17 protein-coding genes and 4 pseudogenes are annotated in these 17,929 nt (G+C 67.9%); 8 read left to right on the forward strand and 13 right to left on the reverse strand.

From position 1 onward, the window contains the following. Positions 1-58: 58 nt before the first annotated feature. From ACHMW8_RS15860 to ACHMW8_RS15880, 5 genes and pseudogenes are all read right to left on the reverse strand, one after another. A complete protein-coding gene (locus ACHMW8_RS15860; RefSeq protein ID WP_395443071.1) occupies positions 59-898 on the reverse strand; it encodes a hypothetical protein in 840 nt (279 codons plus the stop codon). Positions 899-1,042: 144 nt separating this feature from the next. Continuing rightward, on the reverse strand, positions 1,043-1,189 hold the full coding sequence (locus tag ACHMW8_RS15865) for a hypothetical protein (protein WP_199743414.1): 147 nt from the start codon (positions 1,187-1,189) through the stop codon (positions 1,043-1,045). A gap of 31 nt (positions 1,190-1,220) precedes the next feature. After that, positions 1,221-2,045 carry a transglutaminase family protein gene (locus ACHMW8_RS15870; RefSeq protein ID WP_395443072.1) on the reverse strand — a complete coding sequence of 275 codons (825 nt, stop codon included), beginning with the start codon at positions 2,043-2,045 and terminating at the stop codon, positions 1,221-1,223. A 98-nt stretch (positions 2,046-2,143) separates the two neighbouring features. Beyond that, positions 2,144-2,812: a TetR/AcrR family transcriptional regulator gene (locus ACHMW8_RS15875; protein ID WP_125156466.1), complete on the reverse strand. Its 669-nt coding sequence runs from the start codon at positions 2,810-2,812 to the stop codon at positions 2,144-2,146. A gap of 142 nt (positions 2,813-2,954) precedes the next feature. Then, positions 2,955-3,927, reverse strand: a pseudogene (locus tag ACHMW8_RS15880) (glycosyltransferase family 2 protein). Between the two features lie 156 nt (positions 3,928-4,083). Here ACHMW8_RS15880 and ACHMW8_RS15885 point away from each other — a divergent pair. After that, the gene (locus ACHMW8_RS15885; RefSeq protein ID WP_125156468.1) at positions 4,084-4,431 is read left to right on the forward strand and encodes a helix-turn-helix domain-containing protein; all 348 of its coding nucleotides are present in this window, start codon (positions 4,084-4,086) and stop codon (positions 4,429-4,431) included. Positions 4,432-4,442: 11 nt separating this feature from the next. Next, positions 4,443-5,837, forward strand: coding sequence for a calcium-binding protein (locus ACHMW8_RS15890; RefSeq protein WP_395443073.1), 1,395 nt, complete (start codon positions 4,443-4,445; stop codon positions 5,835-5,837). Position 5,838: 1 nt separating this feature from the next. Here ACHMW8_RS15890 and ACHMW8_RS15895 read toward each other — a convergent pair whose 3' ends face one another. The 3 genes from ACHMW8_RS15895 to ACHMW8_RS15905 form a co-directional block, all read right to left on the reverse strand. Then, entirely contained in the window at positions 5,839-7,017 is a 1,179-nt protein-coding gene (locus ACHMW8_RS15895) for a VWA domain-containing protein (protein WP_395443074.1), read from the reverse strand. A 195-nt stretch (positions 7,018-7,212) separates the two neighbouring features. Continuing rightward, positions 7,213-7,749 (reverse strand): GNAT family N-acetyltransferase, encoded by a 537-nt coding sequence (locus ACHMW8_RS15900; protein ID WP_395443075.1) that lies wholly within the window; start codon positions 7,747-7,749, stop codon positions 7,213-7,215. Between the two features lie 32 nt (positions 7,750-7,781). Then, a complete protein-coding gene (locus tag ACHMW8_RS15905) occupies positions 7,782-8,789 on the reverse strand; it encodes a zinc-binding alcohol dehydrogenase family protein (protein ID WP_125156472.1) in 1,008 nt (335 codons plus the stop codon). Positions 8,790-8,909: 120 nt separating this feature from the next. Here ACHMW8_RS15905 and ACHMW8_RS15910 point away from each other — a divergent pair, with 120 nt between their 5' ends. From ACHMW8_RS15910 to dxs, 6 genes and pseudogenes are all read left to right on the forward strand, one after another. Next, positions 8,910-9,251 carry a helix-turn-helix domain-containing protein gene (locus ACHMW8_RS15910; RefSeq protein WP_125156473.1) on the forward strand — a complete coding sequence of 114 codons (342 nt, stop codon included), beginning with the start codon at positions 8,910-8,912 and terminating at the stop codon, positions 9,249-9,251. Between the two features lie 3 nt (positions 9,252-9,254). Next, positions 9,255-10,176, forward strand: a pseudogene (locus ACHMW8_RS15915) (histone deacetylase family protein). After that, positions 10,151-10,831 (forward strand): histidine phosphatase family protein, encoded by a 681-nt coding sequence (locus tag ACHMW8_RS15920; protein WP_395443076.1) that lies wholly within the window; start codon positions 10,151-10,153, stop codon positions 10,829-10,831. Before ACHMW8_RS15915 ends, ACHMW8_RS15920 begins: the two are co-directional and overlap by 26 nt. A gap of 98 nt (positions 10,832-10,929) precedes the next feature. Further along, positions 10,930-11,185 (forward strand): annotated as a pseudogene (locus ACHMW8_RS15925) (exodeoxyribonuclease VII small subunit). Positions 11,186-11,222: 37 nt separating this feature from the next. Next, positions 11,223-12,122, forward strand: coding sequence for a polyprenyl synthetase family protein (locus tag ACHMW8_RS15930; RefSeq protein WP_125156476.1), 900 nt, complete (start codon positions 11,223-11,225; stop codon positions 12,120-12,122). Positions 12,123-12,139: 17 nt separating this feature from the next. Beyond that, positions 12,140-14,062: a 1-deoxy-D-xylulose-5-phosphate synthase gene (gene dxs, locus ACHMW8_RS15935; RefSeq protein WP_395443077.1), complete on the forward strand. Its 1,923-nt coding sequence runs from the start codon at positions 12,140-12,142 to the stop codon at positions 14,060-14,062. Here the strand turns inward: dxs and ACHMW8_RS15940 are convergent. The 5 genes and pseudogenes from ACHMW8_RS15940 to flgF all read right to left on the reverse strand — a co-directional run bounded on the left by ACHMW8_RS15940 (position 14,059) and on the right by flgF (position 17,740). Beyond that, entirely contained in the window at positions 14,059-14,526 is a 468-nt protein-coding gene (locus tag ACHMW8_RS15940) for a hypothetical protein (protein WP_395443078.1), read from the reverse strand. The two genes, dxs and ACHMW8_RS15940, sit on opposite strands and share 4 nt — an antisense overlap. 140 nt (positions 14,527-14,666) lie before the next feature. Continuing rightward, a pseudogene (gene flgH, locus ACHMW8_RS15945) lies at positions 14,667-15,402 on the reverse strand (flagellar basal body L-ring protein FlgH). Between the two features lie 15 nt (positions 15,403-15,417). Beyond that, positions 15,418-16,197, reverse strand: a complete 780-nt coding sequence (gene flgA / locus ACHMW8_RS15950) for a flagellar basal body P-ring formation chaperone FlgA (protein ID WP_395443079.1) — start codon at positions 16,195-16,197, stop codon at positions 15,418-15,420. Between the two features lie 4 nt (positions 16,198-16,201). Next, positions 16,202-16,990: a flagellar basal-body rod protein FlgG gene (gene flgG / locus ACHMW8_RS15955; protein ID WP_125156481.1), complete on the reverse strand. Its 789-nt coding sequence runs from the start codon at positions 16,988-16,990 to the stop codon at positions 16,202-16,204. 12 nt (positions 16,991-17,002) lie between these two features. Then, complete coding sequence (gene flgF, locus ACHMW8_RS15960; RefSeq protein ID WP_395443080.1) at positions 17,003-17,740, reverse strand: flagellar basal-body rod protein FlgF; 738 nt, start codon at positions 17,738-17,740, stop codon at positions 17,003-17,005. Positions 17,741-17,929 lie beyond the last annotated feature (189 nt).

Below are 17,929 nucleotides of genomic sequence, written 5' to 3' on the forward strand. Positions count from 1 at the left end.
TGACAAGCGCTGGAAGCCTTGAATTCTATGGTCTCCAAGCTTCGATCGAATATGGACCCTAGCGGCCGCGCACCGAGACGCTGACGCCGACGACCGTGTCCTTGTCGGAATAGTCGATCGAATTGAGCTTGCGGCGCGTCGCGCTCAGCGAGATCAGGCTATTGCCTTTGCGATAGCCCACGCCGATCTGGCGGCTGCCGAAGCGGGCCATCTTCTCTTCGCTATAGCCGGCGTTGCGCCAACCGCCGAAGGTGTCGCGGATCAGGTTCAGGCCGTAGGCCTTGCCCGAGCTGGCGGCGTACAGCATCCAGCGACCGCGGCGCAGATCCTCGGCCGAGGCGCTGGCCTTGGACATCAGGTTCGAGGCGTTCAGGGTCAGGCGCTTCACCGCGCCCGACTGCAGGCCCATGGGCGTGAAGGCCAGTGGCTGGTCGTCGACCCGCATCTGCAGAATCTTGCCGGCCGGGCGGCGATGCTCGACCCGCGTGAGGGCCAGCACCGGACGGCGCGGCGCGGTCGAAGCCTCGGCCAGGATACGCGCCGCCGGACGCGCGGCGGCCGGAGCGGAAGGCGGGGTTGTCCGAGCGGCGGCGATGGCCACGGCAGGCGCGTCGCCGGCCACGCTGACGTCTTGCGGTCCGCCGGCAAGGGCCACCGTCGCCACGGCCGGAACGGCGTGGGTTTCGGCGGCGATGGCCATGGGGGCGGCGACGCGAGACCGCTCGCCGCCATAGCGCGCCGTCGCGATCGGCGCATCGGGATCGTCCGCCGGGGCGCGGACGTCCGCTCCGCCAGCCTCAGGTCCGCCAGCCAAGGTCAGGGTCTGGTTGAATTCTTCTGGGGCGCGAGTCGACAGGGCCGTCGCGGCGCTCACCACCGCCAGACCGGCCGTCGCCAACAGACATCCGAGCGCGACGCGTCGCATACTCGTGGTGCTCCCCATTCCCCAGGCGTCAAAAGTTAAAGACGCCGCGAGTGTCTGTATAGATCGCTCGCGTGACAGGGGCGCCCCGAGGGGGTGGTCGTGAGCCTTTTTTACAATTCAGTGCCCGGGTTTGGGTTCGAAGGTCCGCTTTTCCTTCACCTTCAGGCATTCCTGATCGGGCTTCTGGCCGTGCTGGGCCTTGGGCTCCGCCTTGGGAAAGCTGAAGTTCCGCATGGGGTCCTGGTGCTGGAAGCCGCTGGTCATGGCTTTTCCTCCCGTACGCGCACTCACTGTATCACGCCGCATGGTTAATGGGATCGATAAGGCGCACCTCCACGGAGACGTGAAGACGCGCCGAGCCCGGGTCGCCGATGATCGCCCCGGAAACCGGTAACGCCTGGGCCGGCGTTCGGGTGGCGGCCACGCGGATCAAGTCCGGCGACTCGGCCAAGCCGTTGGTGGGGTCGAATTCCAGCCAGCCCAGGTCGGGCAGGAAGACCTCGCACCAGGCGTGGGTGGCGCCGGCGCCGCGGATCATCGTCCCGGGCGAATGGATGTAGCCGGTGGCGAACAGGGCCGCGTAGCCCAGGCGTCGCAGGCCCTCGACCATCAGCCAGGCCAGGTCGCGGCACGCCCCGCTGCGTTTCCGCAGCGTCTCGACCGGCGTCTGCACGCCTTCTTCCATGCGCGTGCGATATTCGAACTGGCTGTGGATCAGCTCGTTGATGCGCAGCAGGAAGGCCAGGGCCGGTTCGTCGCGATGCGCCCGGATGTCGCGCAGCCAGCGCAGCAGCACCGCGTCAGGGTCGTCGGTGACGGGGGCGATGAACGGCTCCAGCGTCATCCGATCTTCGCGGGAATAGACAATCGGAGTCAGGGTGTCGGGGTTCTCGATCCGCTGCGGCGCCAGCGGGGCGGGGTAGCGGTCGATGACAAGCTCGCTGGCCACACGCATGGCGTCGGCTTGGCCTGTCGGTTCGAAAATGCAGACGCAGTTGCCGTTGGCGTCATAGCTCCACCGCGTGGCGCCCGGCGGAAACAGCCGCAGCGAGGCCTCGACGATGCGCAGGGCGTGGCTGTCGCGCGGGCGGATCATCAGCCGCTGCGGTCCGAACCGCACCGGCCGTTCATAATAGTACCGAGTTCTCGTGAAGGATCCGCAGCCGTCCCATGCCGGACGCAGAACGCGCCGGCCGTGACTGGGTTCCGGACTACGCGTTAGGCGAGAAAACCGGCCTCGGCGAAGGCGAGCATGCGGCCCAGCAGGGCCACGACATCGGCCTCGCTGGTCTGGCCCTCCGAGAGCACGTTCAGGCGGTCGAACTCGGCGAAGCGGTTGTTGTGCAGCATGCCCAGGGTGAAGTGCAGCCGCCAGTAGACGTCTTCCGGCGACAGGTCCGGACGGGCGCGCAGCAGGGCGTCGGAGAAGCGTCGCAGGTGCGAGACGTCGGTCTTCAGCACGGTGCGAATCTCGTCGGTGCCTTCGCTGCGGGCGCGGATCAGGAACTGCAGCGAGATGCGGCGCTCGTGGTCCGGGGCCAGCCAGCGCAGGGGAGGGGTCAGCAGGGCGGCCAGGATTTCGCGCAGCGGCGGGGCGCCGTCGTTGCGGTCGTTGGCCTCGTGCAGCATCTTGGCCCGCTCGCGATTGAGCTCGGCCGTGCGGCGACGGAAGATCTCGAACAGCAAGGCGTCCTTGGACCCGAAGTGGTAGTTCACCGAGGCCAGGTTCACGCCGGCGGCGGCGGTGATGTCGCGCACGGAGACATTCTGGAAACCGTGCAGCGCGAACAGGCGCTCGGCGGCGACGAAGACCAGATTCTTGGTGGCGGCTTCGGTCTCTGCCGCCTCGACTTCGTTGGAAGCGGCGACGTCGGTGGTCGGACTCACTACATGTTCCCCTTTACCCGTGGGGAAGTCTTACGGGCGTTCGAATTTGGCGCAAGCGTCAAGATCATCGTCTGAACGCGGATGGACGGTTGTTGGCGGCATTTTCCGCGAAACGCGCGCTGCTCCGCTCTCCAGCGGGCGTTCAACCGACGGCGGCGAGACGCTCGACGGGGCGACCCATCCGGCCGCGGCGCAGTTGGCGCAGCAGCGGCCGGCCCACCGCCACGCCCAGGATCAGCGGCGCCAGCAGCAGCGCCAGGGCCTTGCGGGGCAGGCTATCGGCGCGCTTGAGGAAGTAGCGCACCAGACCGCGGCCCTTGTGCCACTCGACGACCAGCGGGTTCTCCTTGCTGGTTGAGCCCACGTGGACGATGCGGGCGTCGGGCTGGAACAGCACGCTGCCGCCCTGACGGCGGGCCCGCCAGCACAGGTCGATATCCTCGACATGCAGGAAATAGCCCTCGTCGAAGCCGCCGAGGGCGTGAAAATCGGTGGCCCGCATATAGAAGCAGGCGCCCGAGATCGTAGGGGTGTCCACCGGGTGCGAAGGGGGGGACTTCGCTTTCCCGGTGGATCTCGAAGCGGCGCAGCGGGGGCAGAAGGGCGCTAAGCTTCGAGAGGGTGAGCAGGGTCGTGACGGGCGTGATCTCGCCGCGCCGCGCGCCCCGCTGTTCGGTTCCGTCGGTATTGAACACCCGGGCCCCGATCACGCAGGGCGAAGGGCGATCGCGGGCGGCCTCGGACAGGGCCGCCACCGCGCCGGGGGTCAGGAAGGCGTCGGGATTGAGGAAGATCAGCTCTTCCCCCTTGGCCGCGCCCGCGCCCAGATTGGCGGCGCGCGCGAAGCCGATATTGCCCAGGCCCTGCAGCAGGCGCACGCGCGGCTCGCGGCGTGCCAGGTCGCGCAGCCAGGCCGCGTCGGCCAGGGAGGAGCCATTGTCGACGATGACGAACTCCTCGACCCTAGGCTCGGCCAGGGCGTGGCGCACGCTCTCCATTAAGGTCGGACCGGTCATGTAGACCACCATGATCAGCGACAGGCGCGGCGGAACGCGCCACTCCTGTGGGAGCGGGGCTGCCGAGCGGGCGTGGGTGGCGGCGATCGAAACGTACATGCGGTCGATACATTCAAAATAGTTGCATAAAAACTGTATGTGGGTCGAAGATCATCCGCAAGGCCTCTTGCGAGGCCGACGATCGATTGTTGCGTTTTTACGCATTGTGTAACAACTAGGGAGCGCCCGCGTACGGGGCGAGGAAGCGGCTTAGCGATGTCCAGAACGGCCATGAATCCCGCCAAGGCGGCTCTTACCAAGACTCTGCGCCGCGAGGCGGGGCGTTGGCTGAAGTCCGCGCGCGAGGCCGCTGGCCTCACTCAGGCTGAACTGGCCGAGAAGACCGGGTTGCGTTATTACACCTTCGTCTCGCAGGTGGAGAACGGTCTAGGTCGCGTTCCGATCGAGGCTCAAGCCGTCTGGGCCGAGAGCTTGGGTCTTGATCCGGGCCAGTTCGCCCGCACCTTGCTGCGATATTACGAACCTGAGCTGTACCGGCTTCTGTTCGACGGCGCCGCCGAAGAGGCGGAGCCGGTCGTGACTGAACGGGCGGCCCAGGCCTGACGAGCGACGAAATGGGTGAGATCCTAGCCTTCAGCCCGCGGCCTCCGGCCAGCGACTGGTCCGCCAACGAGCGCGGCCTGCTGATGCTGCTGACGCAGCAGCTGGAGGCGGCCTATGGCGAGGTCGACGGGATCTTCGGCCAGACCGACTCGGGCGACCCCTGGTACGTGGTCACCGATTCCAACCAGGACGTTCTGGTCCACATCGCTCGCATCGACGGCCAGTTCGTCGTCCACGACGCGGCGATCGACATGTTCCACCAGGTGGGCAGCCTGTGGGGCGCTCTGCGCCAGGTGCTGGCCTCGGGCATCCCGGAGCAGAGCGGCACGGTCGTCGCCTTCGATCCCGCCAGCCGCGAGGCCCAGTCGTTCCTGTCGCTGGTCATCGCCGTCGGTCTCTATCTCGAGATGCGCGGCGCGGACCTGGGCGAGGCGGGCCGCCTGACCTTCGAGAACCTGCCGCGTGCCGACGATCCGGCTATCGAGACTTTGGCCTCCAAGCTGATCGCCGCCCTCAACCTCGAATCGGACCGTACGCAGGCGCATACGCCCGCCGCCGTGGCCGGCGAAGCCTTGCCGCCGCCGGCGGTCAAGCCGCAAGGCGCCGAGGCGATCACGATCCAGGCGCCGAGCGAGGCTCCGCAGGGCCTGTCGGCGTTCAAGATCTCGCACTTGGCGGCGACTCCCGCGCCGGAACCTCAGCAGGCCTGGGCCTCTGGCCACTTGCCCCCCACCTCGGAAGATAAGGCGGTGGTCGAGGACGTGGGCGGCCAGGGCTTGGCCGCGACCAGGACCGTCATGGTCGGCACGGCCGGCGCCGACGTCATGTACGGTACGGCCGGCGGCGACACGATCCGGGGCGGCGCCGGCGACGACTATATCGACGGCCGAGGCGCCCCGAAGGGCGAGGTCGATCACCTGGACGGCGGCGAAGGCGCCGACCGCATCGTCATGAACGCCCGCGCGGTCGCGACCGGTGGGACGGGCGCCGACACCTTCTTGATCTCCGCCGCGCGACCGGCCGACAAGTTGGCCGCCCTGCTGGGTGTCGTGCTCGACTACTCGGCCGCCAAGGGCGACCATCTTGCCGTGATGGGCGAGGGGCGCGCGACCGTGGTCAGCACCGCCGCGGTCAGCAACGTGCTGGCGGCCCAGGTCCAGGCGCTGAACGACGCTGCTCTCACGCAGGCCACGGACGTCAGCCAGGCGGTGTCGGGCGCCCGCGTCGGTTTCGATATCGACGGCGACGGGCGCGAAGACGTCTTCATCCTGCTGGGCGGCGCCAACAGCTCCACCTTCCGGATCGGAACCATGATCGCCAACGATCATACCGCGGCGCCGGAAGTGCCGCTGATCGGCCAGCCGTCGAATGACGCCGGCCACTTCGGCGACGCGCCGGTCCGCTAATCTAGCCGCGAACCAGTTCGCGCATGGCTTTGTCCAGGCCTTCCAGGGTCAGCGGGTACATGCGGTCGGACAGGATCTGCTTCATGACGCCGATCGACTGGGTGTAGTCCCAGTGCCGCTCGGGCGTCGGGTTCAGCCAGATACAGCTCTGATAGATATCGGTGACCCGCTGCATCCAGATCGCGCCGGGCTCCTCGTTCCAGTGCTCGACGCTGCCGCCCGGATAGGTGATCTCGTACGGGCTCATGGTCGCGTCGCCGACGAAGATCACCTTGTAGTCCGCCGGGAACTTGTGGAGCACGTCGAAGGTCTGGATCTTCTCGGTGTTGCGGCGCCTGTTGTCCTTCCACACGGTCTCGTACAGGCAGTTGTGGAAGTAGTAGAATTCGAGGTTCTTGAACTCGGTCTTGGCCGCGCTGAACAGCTCCTCGCAGAGCTTGATATGGCCGTCCATCGAGCCGCCGATGTCGAAGAAGATCAGCACCTTGATGGCGTTGCGGCGCTCGGGACGCAGCTGGATGTCTAGATAGCCCTTTTCGGCCGTGCCCTTGATCGTGCCGTTCAAATCAAGCTCTTCGGCCGCGCCGGTGCGGGCGAACTTCCGCAGGCGGCGTAGGGCGACCTTGATGTTGCGGGTGCCCAGTTCGACGCTGTCGTCGAGGTTCTTGTACTCGCGCTTATCCCAGACCTTCACCGCCCGGCCATGGCGGCTCTTGTCCTGTCCGATCCGGACGCCCTCGGGATTGTAGCCGTTGTTGCCGAATGGGCTGGTGCCGCCCGAGCCGATCATCTTGTTTCCGCCCTCGTGGCGCTTCTTCTGCTCGCGCAGACGCTCCTGCAGGGTCTCCATCAGCTTCTCGAAGCCGCCCAGGGCCTCGATCTGGGCCTTTTCCTCGTCGGTCAGGAACTTCTCAGTCAGCGCCTTGAGCCACTCTTCCGGGATGTCGGCGGCGAGGCCTTCGTTGACCGTCTCCAGCCCCTTGAAGACATGGCCGAACACGCGGTCGAACTTGTCGAGGTTCTTCTCGTCCTTCACCAAGCTGGCGCGCGACAGGAAGTAGAAGTCCTCGACCGTGCGATCGATGACGTCCTTGTCGAGGGCCTCCATCAGCAGGAGGTATTCGCGCAGGCTCACCGGCACCTTGGCCTGACGGAGCTCGGAGAAGAAGCGAAGGAACATCGGCGCGGCTTTCGAACAGATGTTCGGAAGAATGGAGGGTTCTGAAAGCAGACGCAACAATGGCCTTCTTCCCCCTCTGGGGGAGGAGCGCCGAAGGCGCGGAGGGGGCAAGTGCGGAGCGTAATCGCCCTACTTGCCCCCACCTGACCGCGCGATGCGCGGTCGTCCGCCCCCGGAGGGGGGCGGAAGGGGCGCTCACCCTCGCCGCAGGATGAACTCCAGGTCCCGGGTCTCGCCGACCGGGAAGTGGTATTCGCCGACCTTTTCGAACCCCAGGCGGCCGTAAAGCCTTTGCGCGCCGAAGTTTTCCGACCACACGCCGATCCAGAGCGGCCGCGGGCCGTCCTTCTCCAGCCAGTCCAGAGCGGTGTTCAGCAGCGCCGAGCCGCGGCCGCCGCCCTGATGGCTCTTGAGCACATAGACGCGCTTCAGCTCGCCGTCGCCGGGCCTCACCTCGTCATGCGGCAGGTCGCAGGGGCCGGCCAGGGCATAGCCGATGGCCTCACCGTCCTCGTCCTCCAGCAGCCAGGTCGCCTTGTCGGGATGGGCGAGATCGTTGCGGGTCCGCTCCAGGCCGTAGGCGTAGGCCAGGAAGGTCTCCAGGTCCTCGGGCGGATAGAGATGGGCGAAGGTCTCTGTGAAGGTGCGCGCGCCCAGGCTGGATACGGTGTCGGCGTCTTCGATCGTCGCGCGGCGGAGCTTGTCGGTCATGGCGACTTGAGTAGCCGCCATGACCCCCGCCTTCAATATGAGCCCTTCAGCGGTCAGAAGCCTTCCAGCGCCACCTTGCCAATGGTGCGGGCGCTTTCGACGATCCGATGGGCTTCCAGCAGGTCGGCGGCGCGGATCTTGCCGACCACCTGGGTCAGGGTGGTGCGCAGAACGCCCTGGTCGACGAGGTCGGCGACTTCGGTGAGCAGCCGGTGCTGCTGGATCATGTCCGGCGTACCCTGCGGCCGGGCGAACATGTACTCCCAGTGGATCGAAGCGGCCTTGGCCTGCAGCGGGCGGATGTTCAGGTCGCCGTCGGCCTCGATGATCCCGATCTTGCCCTGCAGGGCGATGGCGTCGGCGACCTGCGGGAAGTGCTGGGCGCTGTGGGTCAGGCAGGCGATGTAGGCCGGGGCGTCCAGGCCCAGGCGCGCAAGCTCGTCGGCGAGCGGCTTGGTGTGGTCGAAGGTCTGGTGCGCGCCCAGGTCCTCAACCCAGCGCCGGGTCTCGTCGCGCGAGGCGCTGGCGACGACGTTCAGCCGGGTCAGCTTGCGGGCCAGCTGGATCAGGGCCGACCCTACGCCGCCGGCGCCGCCGATGATCACCAGGGTCTGGCCCTCGCCGCCGTCGCGCGCCACGCCGAACCGGTCAAACAGCAGTTCCCAGGCGGTGATGAAGGTCAGGGGCATGGCGGCGGCCTGGGCGAAGTCCAGGCTCTTGGGCTTTTTGCCGACGATGCGCTCGTCGACCAGCTGCAGTTCGGCGTTCGAGCCCTGGCGGCCGATGGCGCCGGCGTAGAACACCTCGTCGCCCGGCGCGAACAGGGTGACGGCCTCGCCGACCGCCTCGACCACGCCGGCGGCGTCGAAGCCCAGCACCCGGACCTCGCCCGGCGCCGGCTGGGCGCGGCTGCGCACCTTGGTGTCGACGGGGTTCACCGAAACGGCTTTCACCCGCACTAGGATGTCGTGTCCGCTGGCCATGGGATCGGGCGCTTCCAGGTCGAGCAGGGCGTTGGGATCGGTAGCGGGCAGCAAGTCACGGAAGCCGACGATCTTCATGATGGTCTCCAGCAAAGAGGGCGGTCTCAGGCCGCGACCAGGAGATCGCGCCATGCTACGATCTTCGCAAGTACGGTCATTTTCTGTATGTAGTACCCTAAAGTATACCGTGAGGCGGCTGTGGAAGATCCCAAGGAGTGTGGCGTCGAGGCGGCGCTGAACCTGATCGACGGCAAGTGGAAGGGGGTGATCCTGTACCACCTGCTCAGCGGCCGCCTGCGCTTCAACGCCCTGGGGCGCAAGCTGGGGGCGGTGACCCAGCGCATGCTGACCAAGCAACTGCGCGAGCTGGAGCGCGACGGCCTGATCGTCCGCACCGTCTATGCCGAGGTGCCGCCCAAGGTCGAATATGCGTTGTCGACCAAGGGCAGGAGCCTGGAGCCGGTGATCTGCGCGCTCAAGGCCTGGGGCGACGCCAATGTGCTGGGCGTCCAGGCCGAGCCGGTTCGCAAGGCGGGCTGATCCGTGACCCTGTCGCTCTACACGCATCTCGACATGCTGGATCATCGGCCCGGCCATGGCCACGTCGAGAGCCCCGAGCGGCTGCGGGCCGTGGTCGACGCGCTGAACGACGATCCCAACCTGGCGCTGGAGGCGCTGGACGCGCCGCTGGTCGACGTCGAGGACCTGCTGCGGGTGCATCCCAAGGCCTTCGTCGACGCCGTGTTCGAGGCCGCCCCGAAGTCGGGTCGCCTGGCGCTGGATCCCGACACGGTGATGTCGAGCGGCAGCCTGGCCGCGGCCCGGCGCGCGGCCGGGGCCGGCGTCGCGGCGGTGCGGGCCATCGCGGCGGGAGAGGCCAGCCGCGCCTTCTGCGCCGTCCGGCCGCCCCGGTCACCACGCCGAACCTGGCGTGGCGATGGGCTTCTGCGTCTTCTCGAGCGTCGCCGTGGCGGCCCGCGCGGCCCAGGCGGCCGGGCTGAGGCGGGTGGCTATCGTCGACTTCGACGTTCACCACGGCAACGGCACCCAGGCGGTGTTCGAGAACGACCCGACCGTGTTCTTCGCCTCGATCCATCAGTCGCCGCTTTATCCCGGCACGGGCGATCCGTCCGAGACGGGGCTGGGCAACATCGCCAACGCCACCGTGGCGCCCCACGCGCCGCGCGAGGCCTGGCGGTCGCGATTCGAGGGACTGATGGACAAGGTCGACGCTTTCGCGCCCGAACTGCTGATCGTCTCGGCAGGCTTCGACGCCCACGTCCGGGACCCCTTGTCGGCCCAGAGCCTGGACGAGGACGATTTCGCCTGGGCGACGCGGGCGATCGTCTCGGTGGCCAACGCCCGCGCCAAGGGCCGGGTTGTGTCCTCGCTCGAGGGCGGTTACGACCTCCAGGCGCTGGGGCGTTCCGCCGCCGCGCATGTGCGCGCTCTTCAGGAGGGGTGAGGGGACGGGACGGCTTTCTGCCCAACGACTTCTCTTCAACATGGCCGACGTCACCACCGCCGACCAAGCGTCCTCGCCCGTGAAGCCGGGGACCATCACCCTGGCCCGCCACGGCGAACCCGCGCTGTCGCGGAAGGTTCGCCTCAACGCGCCCGAATACGGCGAGTGGTGGGCTCGCTACGAGGTAGGGGGGCTCAAGGAAGGACAGACTCCGCCGGCTGGGCTGATCCAGATCGCCCGCGACGCCGACGCGATCATCGTCTCGACCCGCCGTCGCGCCATCGAGACCGCCAAGGCGGTGGTCGGCGATCGCGCCTTCGTCACTGACGAGACCTTCATTGAGGCCCCGCTGCCGCCGCCGCCCTGGCCGTTGTGGCTGCGGATGTCGCCCAAGCGCCTGGGGTTCTTCGCCCGCTTCTGGTGGTGGTTCTTCAACAACCATGGCGGCCAGGAGACCCGCGCCGAGGCGGAGATCCGGGCCGACGAGGTCGCCGACCGGCTGGTGGCTCTGTCCGACCAGGGCCAGGATGTGCTGGTCGTGGCCCATGGTTTCTTCAACTGGATGATCGCCGATGCGCTAAAGGCGCGGGGGCTGATCAAATTGCTCGATGAAGGCCACGCCTATTGGAGCCTCAAGCGCTTCCGTCGCGGCTGACGGGCCGAAGACTTTTCCCTTAACCACGCCTTGGCTCTACGCCGTTGCCCGCGCCGCCTGTCGCCACTAGGCTGACGGCTGTTCACCTGAGAGTTGAAATGACCGACGCCGCCAGCAATCCCGCCGATATCGCCGCCCTGAGCTTCGAGGAAGCCCTGGCGCAGCTGGAGCGGATCGTGGCCGAGCTGGAGTTTGGGCCAGGCTCCGCTGGAGCGCTCGATCGACATCTATGAGCGCGGCGCGGCCTTGAAGGCCCATTGCGAGAAGAAGCTGGAGGCCGCGCGCCTGAAGGTCGAGAAGATCGTCCTGGGCCAGGGCGGGGCCGTGACCGCCGAAGCGGCCGAGTTCAACTGATGACGGGCGCCCGCGCGCGGACCGAGGGGAGCCGCCCTTGACAGATCTCGCCCCGTCCGACCTGGCCAAGCGGATCGTCCAGGCCGCCGACATCGTCACCGTGGCGCTCGACGAGCTGCTGCCGCGGGCCGACGGTCCGGAAACCCGCCTGACCGAGGCCATGCGCTACGCGGCCCTGGGGCCGGGCAAGCGCCTGCGTCCGTTCTTCGCGCTCGAGACCGGCAAGATGTTCGACCTGCCCGAGCGGCCGGTGCTGCGTGCGGCCTGCGCGCTGGAGTGCATCCACGCCTACAGCCTGGTGCACGACGACTTGCCGGCCATGGACGACGACGCCGTCCGCCGCGGTCGTCCGACCGTGCACAAGCAGTATGACGAGGCTACGGCCATCCTGGCGGGCGATGCGCTGCAGACGGCGGCCTTCGAGATCATGGCCCACCCCGACACCCACGACGACGGCCACGTCCGTTCCGAACTGGTGCGCAAGCTGGCCATCGCCTCGGGCGCCAAGGGCATGGCTGGCGGTCAGATGATCGACATTCTCGGGGTTCGCGACGATCTCGGCGCGGTGGCCCGGATGCAGCGGCTGAAGACCGGGGCCCTGATCGCCTTCGCCTTCGAGATCCCGCTGATCATCGCCCGCGCCAAGGAAGCCGAGCGCGCCGCCCTGATGGCGTTCGCCCAGGATCTGGGCCTGGCCTACCAGATCGTCGACGACATCCTGGACGCCGAGGGCGATCCCAAGACCATGGGCAAGGCCACCGGCGGCAAGGACGCCGCCAAGGGCAAGGCCAACTACGTCACCCTGCTGGGGCTGGACGCGGCCAAGGAGCGCGTGACGCTTCTGGCCGACCAAACCCGCTCCCATCTCGAAATCTTTGGCGAACGAGCCGAACATCTGCGCGAAAGCGTTGATTTCGTGCTGGACCGCCGCAACTGACCGCGCTTTCTTCCGACATGTCCTCCAAAACGCCACTGCTCGACACCATCGCTTCGCCAGCCGACACGCGCGGCCTTTCCGTCGCGGAGCTGAAACAGCTCGCGGCCGAGGTGCGCGCCGAGACCATCGACGCGGTGTCGGTGACGGGCGGCCACCTGGGCGCGGGCCTGGGCGTGGTCGAGCTGACCGTGGCGCTGCACCACGTCTTCGAGACGCCCAAGGACATCGTCATCTGGGACGTCGGACATCAGGCCTATCCGCACAAGATCCTCACCGGGCGCCGCGATCGCATCAAGACGCTGCGCCAGGGCGGTGGTCTCTCGGGCTTCACCAAGCGGGCCGAGAGCGAATACGACCCGTTCGGCGCGGCCCACGCGGCCACCTCGATCTCGGCAGCCCTGGGCTTCTGCGCCGCGCGCGACGCGAAAGGCGAGGACAACAACGTCATCGCCGTGATCGGCGACGGCTCGCTGGGCGCGGGCATGGCCTATGAGGCGATGAACGCGGCGACCGACACCACCAAGCGCCTGATCGTCATCCTCAACGACAACGACATGTCGATCGCCCCGCCGGTCGGCGGCATGAGCGCGTACCTGGCCAACCTGGTTTCGGGCGGCGCCTACCGCTCGGTGCGCAAGCTGGGCAAGACGGTGGTCGAGAAACTGCCGACCCCGATGCGCGAAGCCGCCCGCAAGGCGGAAGAATATGCCCGGGGCATGGTCACCGGCGGCACCTTCTTCGAGGAGCTGGGCTTCTACTATATCGGCCCGATCGACGGCCATGACATGGACGCCCTAGTCAGCGTGCTCAAGAACGCCAAGGCGTTCGAGGACAAGCCGGTGCTGGTCCACTGCGTCACCCAGAAGGGCAAGGGCTACGCTCCGGCCGAGGGCGCCGACGACAAACTGCACGCGGTGGCCAGGTTCGACGTGGTCACCGGCCAGCAGCACAAGGCGGCCGCTGGTCCGCCCAGCTACACCAAGGTCTTCGCCCAGGAACTGATCAAGCAGGCGGAAAAGGACGACAAGATCGTCGCCATCACCGCCGCCATGCCCTCGGGCACGGGCCTGGACCTGTTCCAGAAGGCTTTCCCGCAGCGCACCTTCGACGTCGGCATCGCCGAGCAGCACGCGGTGACCTTCGCCGCCGGCCTCGCCGCGGACGGGATGAAGCCGTTCACGGCGATCTATTCAACCTTCCTGCAGCGCGGCTACGACCAGGTGGTGCACGACGTGGCCATCCAGGGTCTGCCGGTGCGCTTCGCCATGGACCGCGCCGGTCTGGTCGGCGCAGACGGCCCCACCCACGCCGGCAGTTTCGACATCGGCTTCATGGGCGCTCTGCCCGGCATGGTGCTGATGGCCGCCGCCGACGAGGTCGAGCTGGCCCGCATGGTCGCCACCGCTGCGGAGATCGACGATCGCCCCAGCGCCTTCCGCTATCCGCGCGGCGAGGGTCTGGGCCTGGATATTCCCGCGATCGCCGAACCCCTGGAGATTGGCAAGGGCCGCATCGTCCGCGAAGGGACCAGCGTCGCCATCGTCTCGTTCGGCACGCGTCTGTCGGAGAGCTTGAAGGCTGCTGATCTGCTGGCCGCGCGTGGCCTCTCGGCCACCGTCTGCGACGCCCGCTTCGCCAAGCCGCTCGACCTGGATCTGCTGCTGCGCCTGGCGCGCGAGCACGAGGCGATCGTCACGGTCGAGGAAGGCGCGACGGGCGGCTTCGGCGCCTTCGTGCTGCAGGCCCTGGCCCAGCACGGCGCGCTGGATCGCGGCCTGAAGATCCGCACCCTGTGCCTGCCCGACGTCTTCCAGGACCAGGACAAGCCCGAAGCCATGTACGCCCAGGCCGGCCTTGACGCCGAGGGCATCCTGCGCGGGGCCTTGTCGGCCATGGGCATGGACAATGTCAGCGCCGCGGGCGCCGGCCGCCGGGCCTAAACCCCGCAGGCCTTGAAGAAGGCCTTTATGCTGCCCCGGTCGGCGGCGTCCGCGGCAAGGCTATGGCGTTCGCCCTTGGTCAGCAGGGCCAGGTCGCCGGATTTGCGGAAACCGTCCAGGGCCGGAGCGCTGGCCTTGCCGCGTCCTTCCAGGAGGCCGCCCTGGCTTAGGGCGTCGTCCACTCGGGCGGCGGAGAAGCGGCTTTCCGCCCGGCCCGAAGCCAGGACGATTTCGCCGCCGGACAGGCCCACGGCCGAGACGTTCACCTGATCCTGGCCGGGACGGCAGCTGATCATCAGCACGACATCGTCGGTGTTGGGGCGGCCGTAGGCCAGGCGAGGGGCTTCTGCGCCGTCCGCAAGATAGGCCCAGCGATAGCCGTCCAGCGCGACCTTCTCATGGGCGCAGCCGGCCAGGACGGCGGCCAAACCCAGCGCGGCGAAGGCGGTGATGCGGCGTCCCATGAAGCTCTCCTCGCTCCGATCAACGCAGCCGGAACCTGAATGGCTCCTGAAACGCATCGGGCGCGGCCACCTTGCGATGGCCGCGCCCGACGAACTTGCGGGTCCTTGAGGGGGGGGACGTTTCCGCCCAAATGGCGCGCTTAGAACGGCGAGAACTTCTCGACCAGCGACTGGCCGGCGGGGGGTCTTCTGCACGCGGCTGATGTCGCCGCGGCCGCCGTAGCTGATGCGGGCTTCGGCGATCTGGGTGTGCTTGATGGTGTTGGCCGAGGAGATGTCCTCCGGGCGCACGATGCCGGCCACGGTCAGCTGGCGCAGCTCGGCGTTGGTGCGGACCTCCTGGGTGCCCTGGATCACCATGTTGCCGTTCGGCAGGACCTGGCTGACCACGGCGGCGATCGTCAGGCTGATCTTTTCCGAGCGCTGGACGCTGCCCGCGCCGGCGTTGGTGGTGGCCGAGTTGGTGTTCACGGCGTTGGCCGGATCGAAGCCGCCCGGCAGGACCTTGCCCAGGCTGGACTCCAGGCCCAGGAAGTTCGGCACGCCGGCCTTCATGTTCGAGGTGCGCGAGGACGCGGTCTGGTTCTTGGTGTTGGCGCTGTCGTCGATGTCGATCATGACGGTCAGGATGTCGCCGACGCGGCTGGCGCGCTGGTCGTTGAAGAACGCGCGGGCGCCGACGCGCCACAGCGAGTTGGCCGAGGCCGCCTGCGGGGCGGGTTCGCGGGCCGAGACATATTGCTGCTGCATCGGGGCCAGTTCGGCCGGATAGCCGACCGGGGCCAGCTGCGGCCCCTTCACGGCTTCGGTGACGGTGGAGCAGGCGGCCAGCGGCGCGAGCAGGACGGCGGCGGCGATGATGACGGGGCGACGCATGGGGTGGACTACCTCTTAGCGAGCGGCGAAACGGACGGGTTGCGAACGGGCTTGCAAGCCTTGGGCCTGCGGGCCGACGGCGGCGGCGCCAGGGCCGGTGGCGACCGCTTGGATGATCTTCTTCGAGAGCGTGTTCTGAACGGCGAAGAGGTCGCCCGTCGCGGCGGCGGCCATGGCCTTGCCTTGAAGCGAAAGGGAAATTCCGCCGTCGTCATAGGTGACGGTGACCAGGTCGCCGGTCTTGATGACCTGGGCGGCGGCCACGTCGCGGCTCTGGACTGCGGCGCCTTCACGCAGGGGGCGCTTGGCGGCCAGGCCGATGACGGCGTCCGCGTCGCGCGGCGCGTCCATGGGGGCGCCGGCCATCTTCACCCAGACGAGATCCTGGGGCTGGACGATTTCGCCGGCCGACAGGCTGCGGGCGTAGGCAAGAACTTCCACATTGCCGCGCGGGGCGCCGGCAAGGGTCTTGCCGCCGGCCGAGACGCCGCCGTTGTCCTGGCCCTCGCGGACGATGATGCGGCGGATGCCGTTGCTGTTGCTCCAGTCGAAGCCGGCGCGGCGGGCCGAGACTTGCACCTGGCCGGCCTCGAGCACGGCCGTTGGACCGATGCGGGGGGCGACGACGACGTTGGCGGCCGGACCGCTGACGCCGTCGAACAGGTCGCCCAGGGTGATGCGGCCGTCGGCGTCGGTGGTGTCCATCCGCAGGGTCACCGGCGTGCCGGCGTGGGCGGGGGCGGAGAGGATGGTCAGCGCCAGGGTAGCGGCGGCGGCGAGGAGGAAGGCCTTCATGAGCTTACGACCGCAGCTGCGAGGTGGCTTGGAGCATCTGGTCGGCCGTCGTGATCACCTTCGAGTTCATCTCGTAGGCGCGCTGGGCCGTGATCAGCGAAGTGATTTCCGTCACCGCGTCGACGTTCGAGGCTTCGGTATAGTGCTGCAGCAGCGTGCCGAAGCCCGGCTCGCCGGGGGCGGCGAGGTTGGCGGCGCCCGAGGCGGCGGTTTCCAGCAGCAGGTTGTCGCCGATCTGCTCCAGGCCGCCCTCGTTCATGAAGGTGGCCAGTTGCAGCTGGCCGATGGTCTGCGGCTGCGGCTGGCCGTCCAGCTTGACCTGAACCAGGCCCGTCTTGCTGATCGTGATGTCGGTGGTGTTCTGCGGGACCGTGATGCCCGGCTGGACGGTGTAGCCGTCCTCGGTGACGATCTGGCCCTGGTCGTTGGTCGAGAAGTTGCCGGCGCGGGTATAGGCCGTCTCGCCCGAGGGCAGCAGGATCTGCAGGTAGCCCTTGCCCTGGATCGCGACGTCCAGCGGGTTGTCGGTCAGGGTCGGGGTGCCCTGCTCGGTGATGCGGTAGACCGAGCCGGCCTTGACGCCGCCGCCGACCTGGACGCCGGTCGGGACGATGCTGCCGTCGCTGGACGACTGCGAACCGGCGCGCTCCACCTGCTGGTAGAGCAGGTCCTGGAACTCGGCCCGTTGGCGCTTGAAGCCGACGGTGTTCATGTTCGCGATGTTGTTCGAGATGACTTCGACGTTCAGCTGTTGCGCTGACATGCCCGAAGCGGCGGTGCGGAGAGCTTGCATCGGCTAGGCCCCTTAATTCAGCTTGCCCAGACGCTCGACGGCGCTGCGCGAAAGTTCGGCGGTGTTGTCCATCATCTTGGCGACGCCCTCGTAGGCGCGCTGGATCTCGATCAGCTTGGTGATCTCGATGACCGGTTGGACGTTCGAGGATTCCAACATGCCCTGGTGGACGCGGGCGTCCGGCGCGGCTTGCAGGGTGGTGTTGGCGGTGTTGCGGTAGAGGTTGTCGCCGTCCTTGGCCATCGAGGCCAGGTCGTCGGGACGAACCACGGCCAGCCGGCCGACGCGAACCGCGCCCTGGCTGACCGTGCCGTCCTTGCCGATCGAGACCCGGCCCAGGGCCGGGTCGATCAGCAACGGGCCGCCGCCGTCGTCCAGCACTTGCGCGCCTTCCTGGGTGACCAGCTGGCCTTCGGGGTTGGTCGTGAAGCGACCGTCGCGGGTGTAGCGATCGCCGGCGGCGGTCTGGACGTGGAAGAAGCCGGTTCCCTCGATGGCGAGGTCGAAATCGCCGCCCGTCTTGGTCATGGCGCCCTGGGTGAAGTCGCGGGCGACGCGGTCGTCCAGCACGAACTTCACCGGCGAGGCGCCGTCCAGGGTCTTGGCCGGCTTGGCCTGTTCCGTGCGGACCATCAGGTCCTCGGTCTTGAAGCCGGTGGTGTTGGCGTTGGCGATGTTGTTGGCCACGATGTCGAGCTGGCGGCGCAGCGTCATCTGACGCGAGAGGCCGACGTAGAGCGCGTTGTCCATGGCGAGTTAACTCGGGCGGCTGGCGCGACAAATGCGCCGAAACCCTTGAAGCAACCTTCGTGCCAGTGCTGAAAGGTCTTATAAATCAACGAATAGGAAGGTTAATGGCCGGGTGTTGGTCGGAGTTTGCCGGGCAGATTCAGCCTGCGACCAAATGGCCTCAAGAACAGATCGTTAACCATGTGCCCC

The organism is Caulobacter sp. UC70_42, from assembly GCF_044056025.1.
Taxonomy (GTDB): Bacteria; Pseudomonadota; Alphaproteobacteria; order Caulobacterales; family Caulobacteraceae; genus Caulobacter.

Bases quoted from the DNA above. Each gene is read 5' to 3' on its own strand.
- ACHMW8_RS15920 (WP_395443076.1), top strand. From the start codon at position 10,151: ATGTGCGCGCTCTTCAGGAGGGGTGAGGGGACGGGACGGCTTTCTGCC.
- ACHMW8_RS15940 (WP_395443078.1), bottom strand. From the start codon at position 14,526: ATGGGACGCCGCATCACCGCCTTCGCCGCGCTGGGTTTGGCCGCCGTC.
- flgF (WP_395443080.1), bottom strand. From the start codon at position 17,740: ATGGACAACGCGCTCTACGTCGGCCTCTCGCGTCAGATGACGCTGCGC.
- ACHMW8_RS15895 (WP_395443074.1), bottom strand. From the start codon at position 7,017: ATGTTCCTTCGCTTCTTCTCCGAGCTCCGTCAGGCCAAGGTGCCGGTG.
- dxs (WP_395443077.1), top strand. From the start codon at position 12,140: ATGTCCTCCAAAACGCCACTGCTCGACACCATCGCTTCGCCAGCCGAC.
- ACHMW8_RS15890 (WP_395443073.1), top strand. From the start codon at position 4,443: ATGGGTGAGATCCTAGCCTTCAGCCCGCGGCCTCCGGCCAGCGACTGG.
- ACHMW8_RS15865 (WP_199743414.1), bottom strand. From the start codon at position 1,189: ATGACCAGCGGCTTCCAGCACCAGGACCCCATGCGGAACTTCAGCTTT.
- flgG (WP_125156481.1), bottom strand. From the start codon at position 16,990: ATGCAAGCTCTCCGCACCGCCGCTTCGGGCATGTCAGCGCAACAGCTG.
- flgA (WP_395443079.1), bottom strand. From the start codon at position 16,197: ATGAAGGCCTTCCTCCTCGCCGCCGCCGCTACCCTGGCGCTGACCATC.
- ACHMW8_RS15905 (WP_125156472.1), bottom strand. From the start codon at position 8,789: ATGAAGATCGTCGGCTTCCGTGACTTGCTGCCCGCTACCGATCCCAAC.
- ACHMW8_RS15900 (WP_395443075.1), bottom strand. From the start codon at position 7,749: ATGGCGGCTACTCAAGTCGCCATGACCGACAAGCTCCGCCGCGCGACG.
- ACHMW8_RS15885 (WP_125156468.1), top strand. From the start codon at position 4,084: ATGTCCAGAACGGCCATGAATCCCGCCAAGGCGGCTCTTACCAAGACT.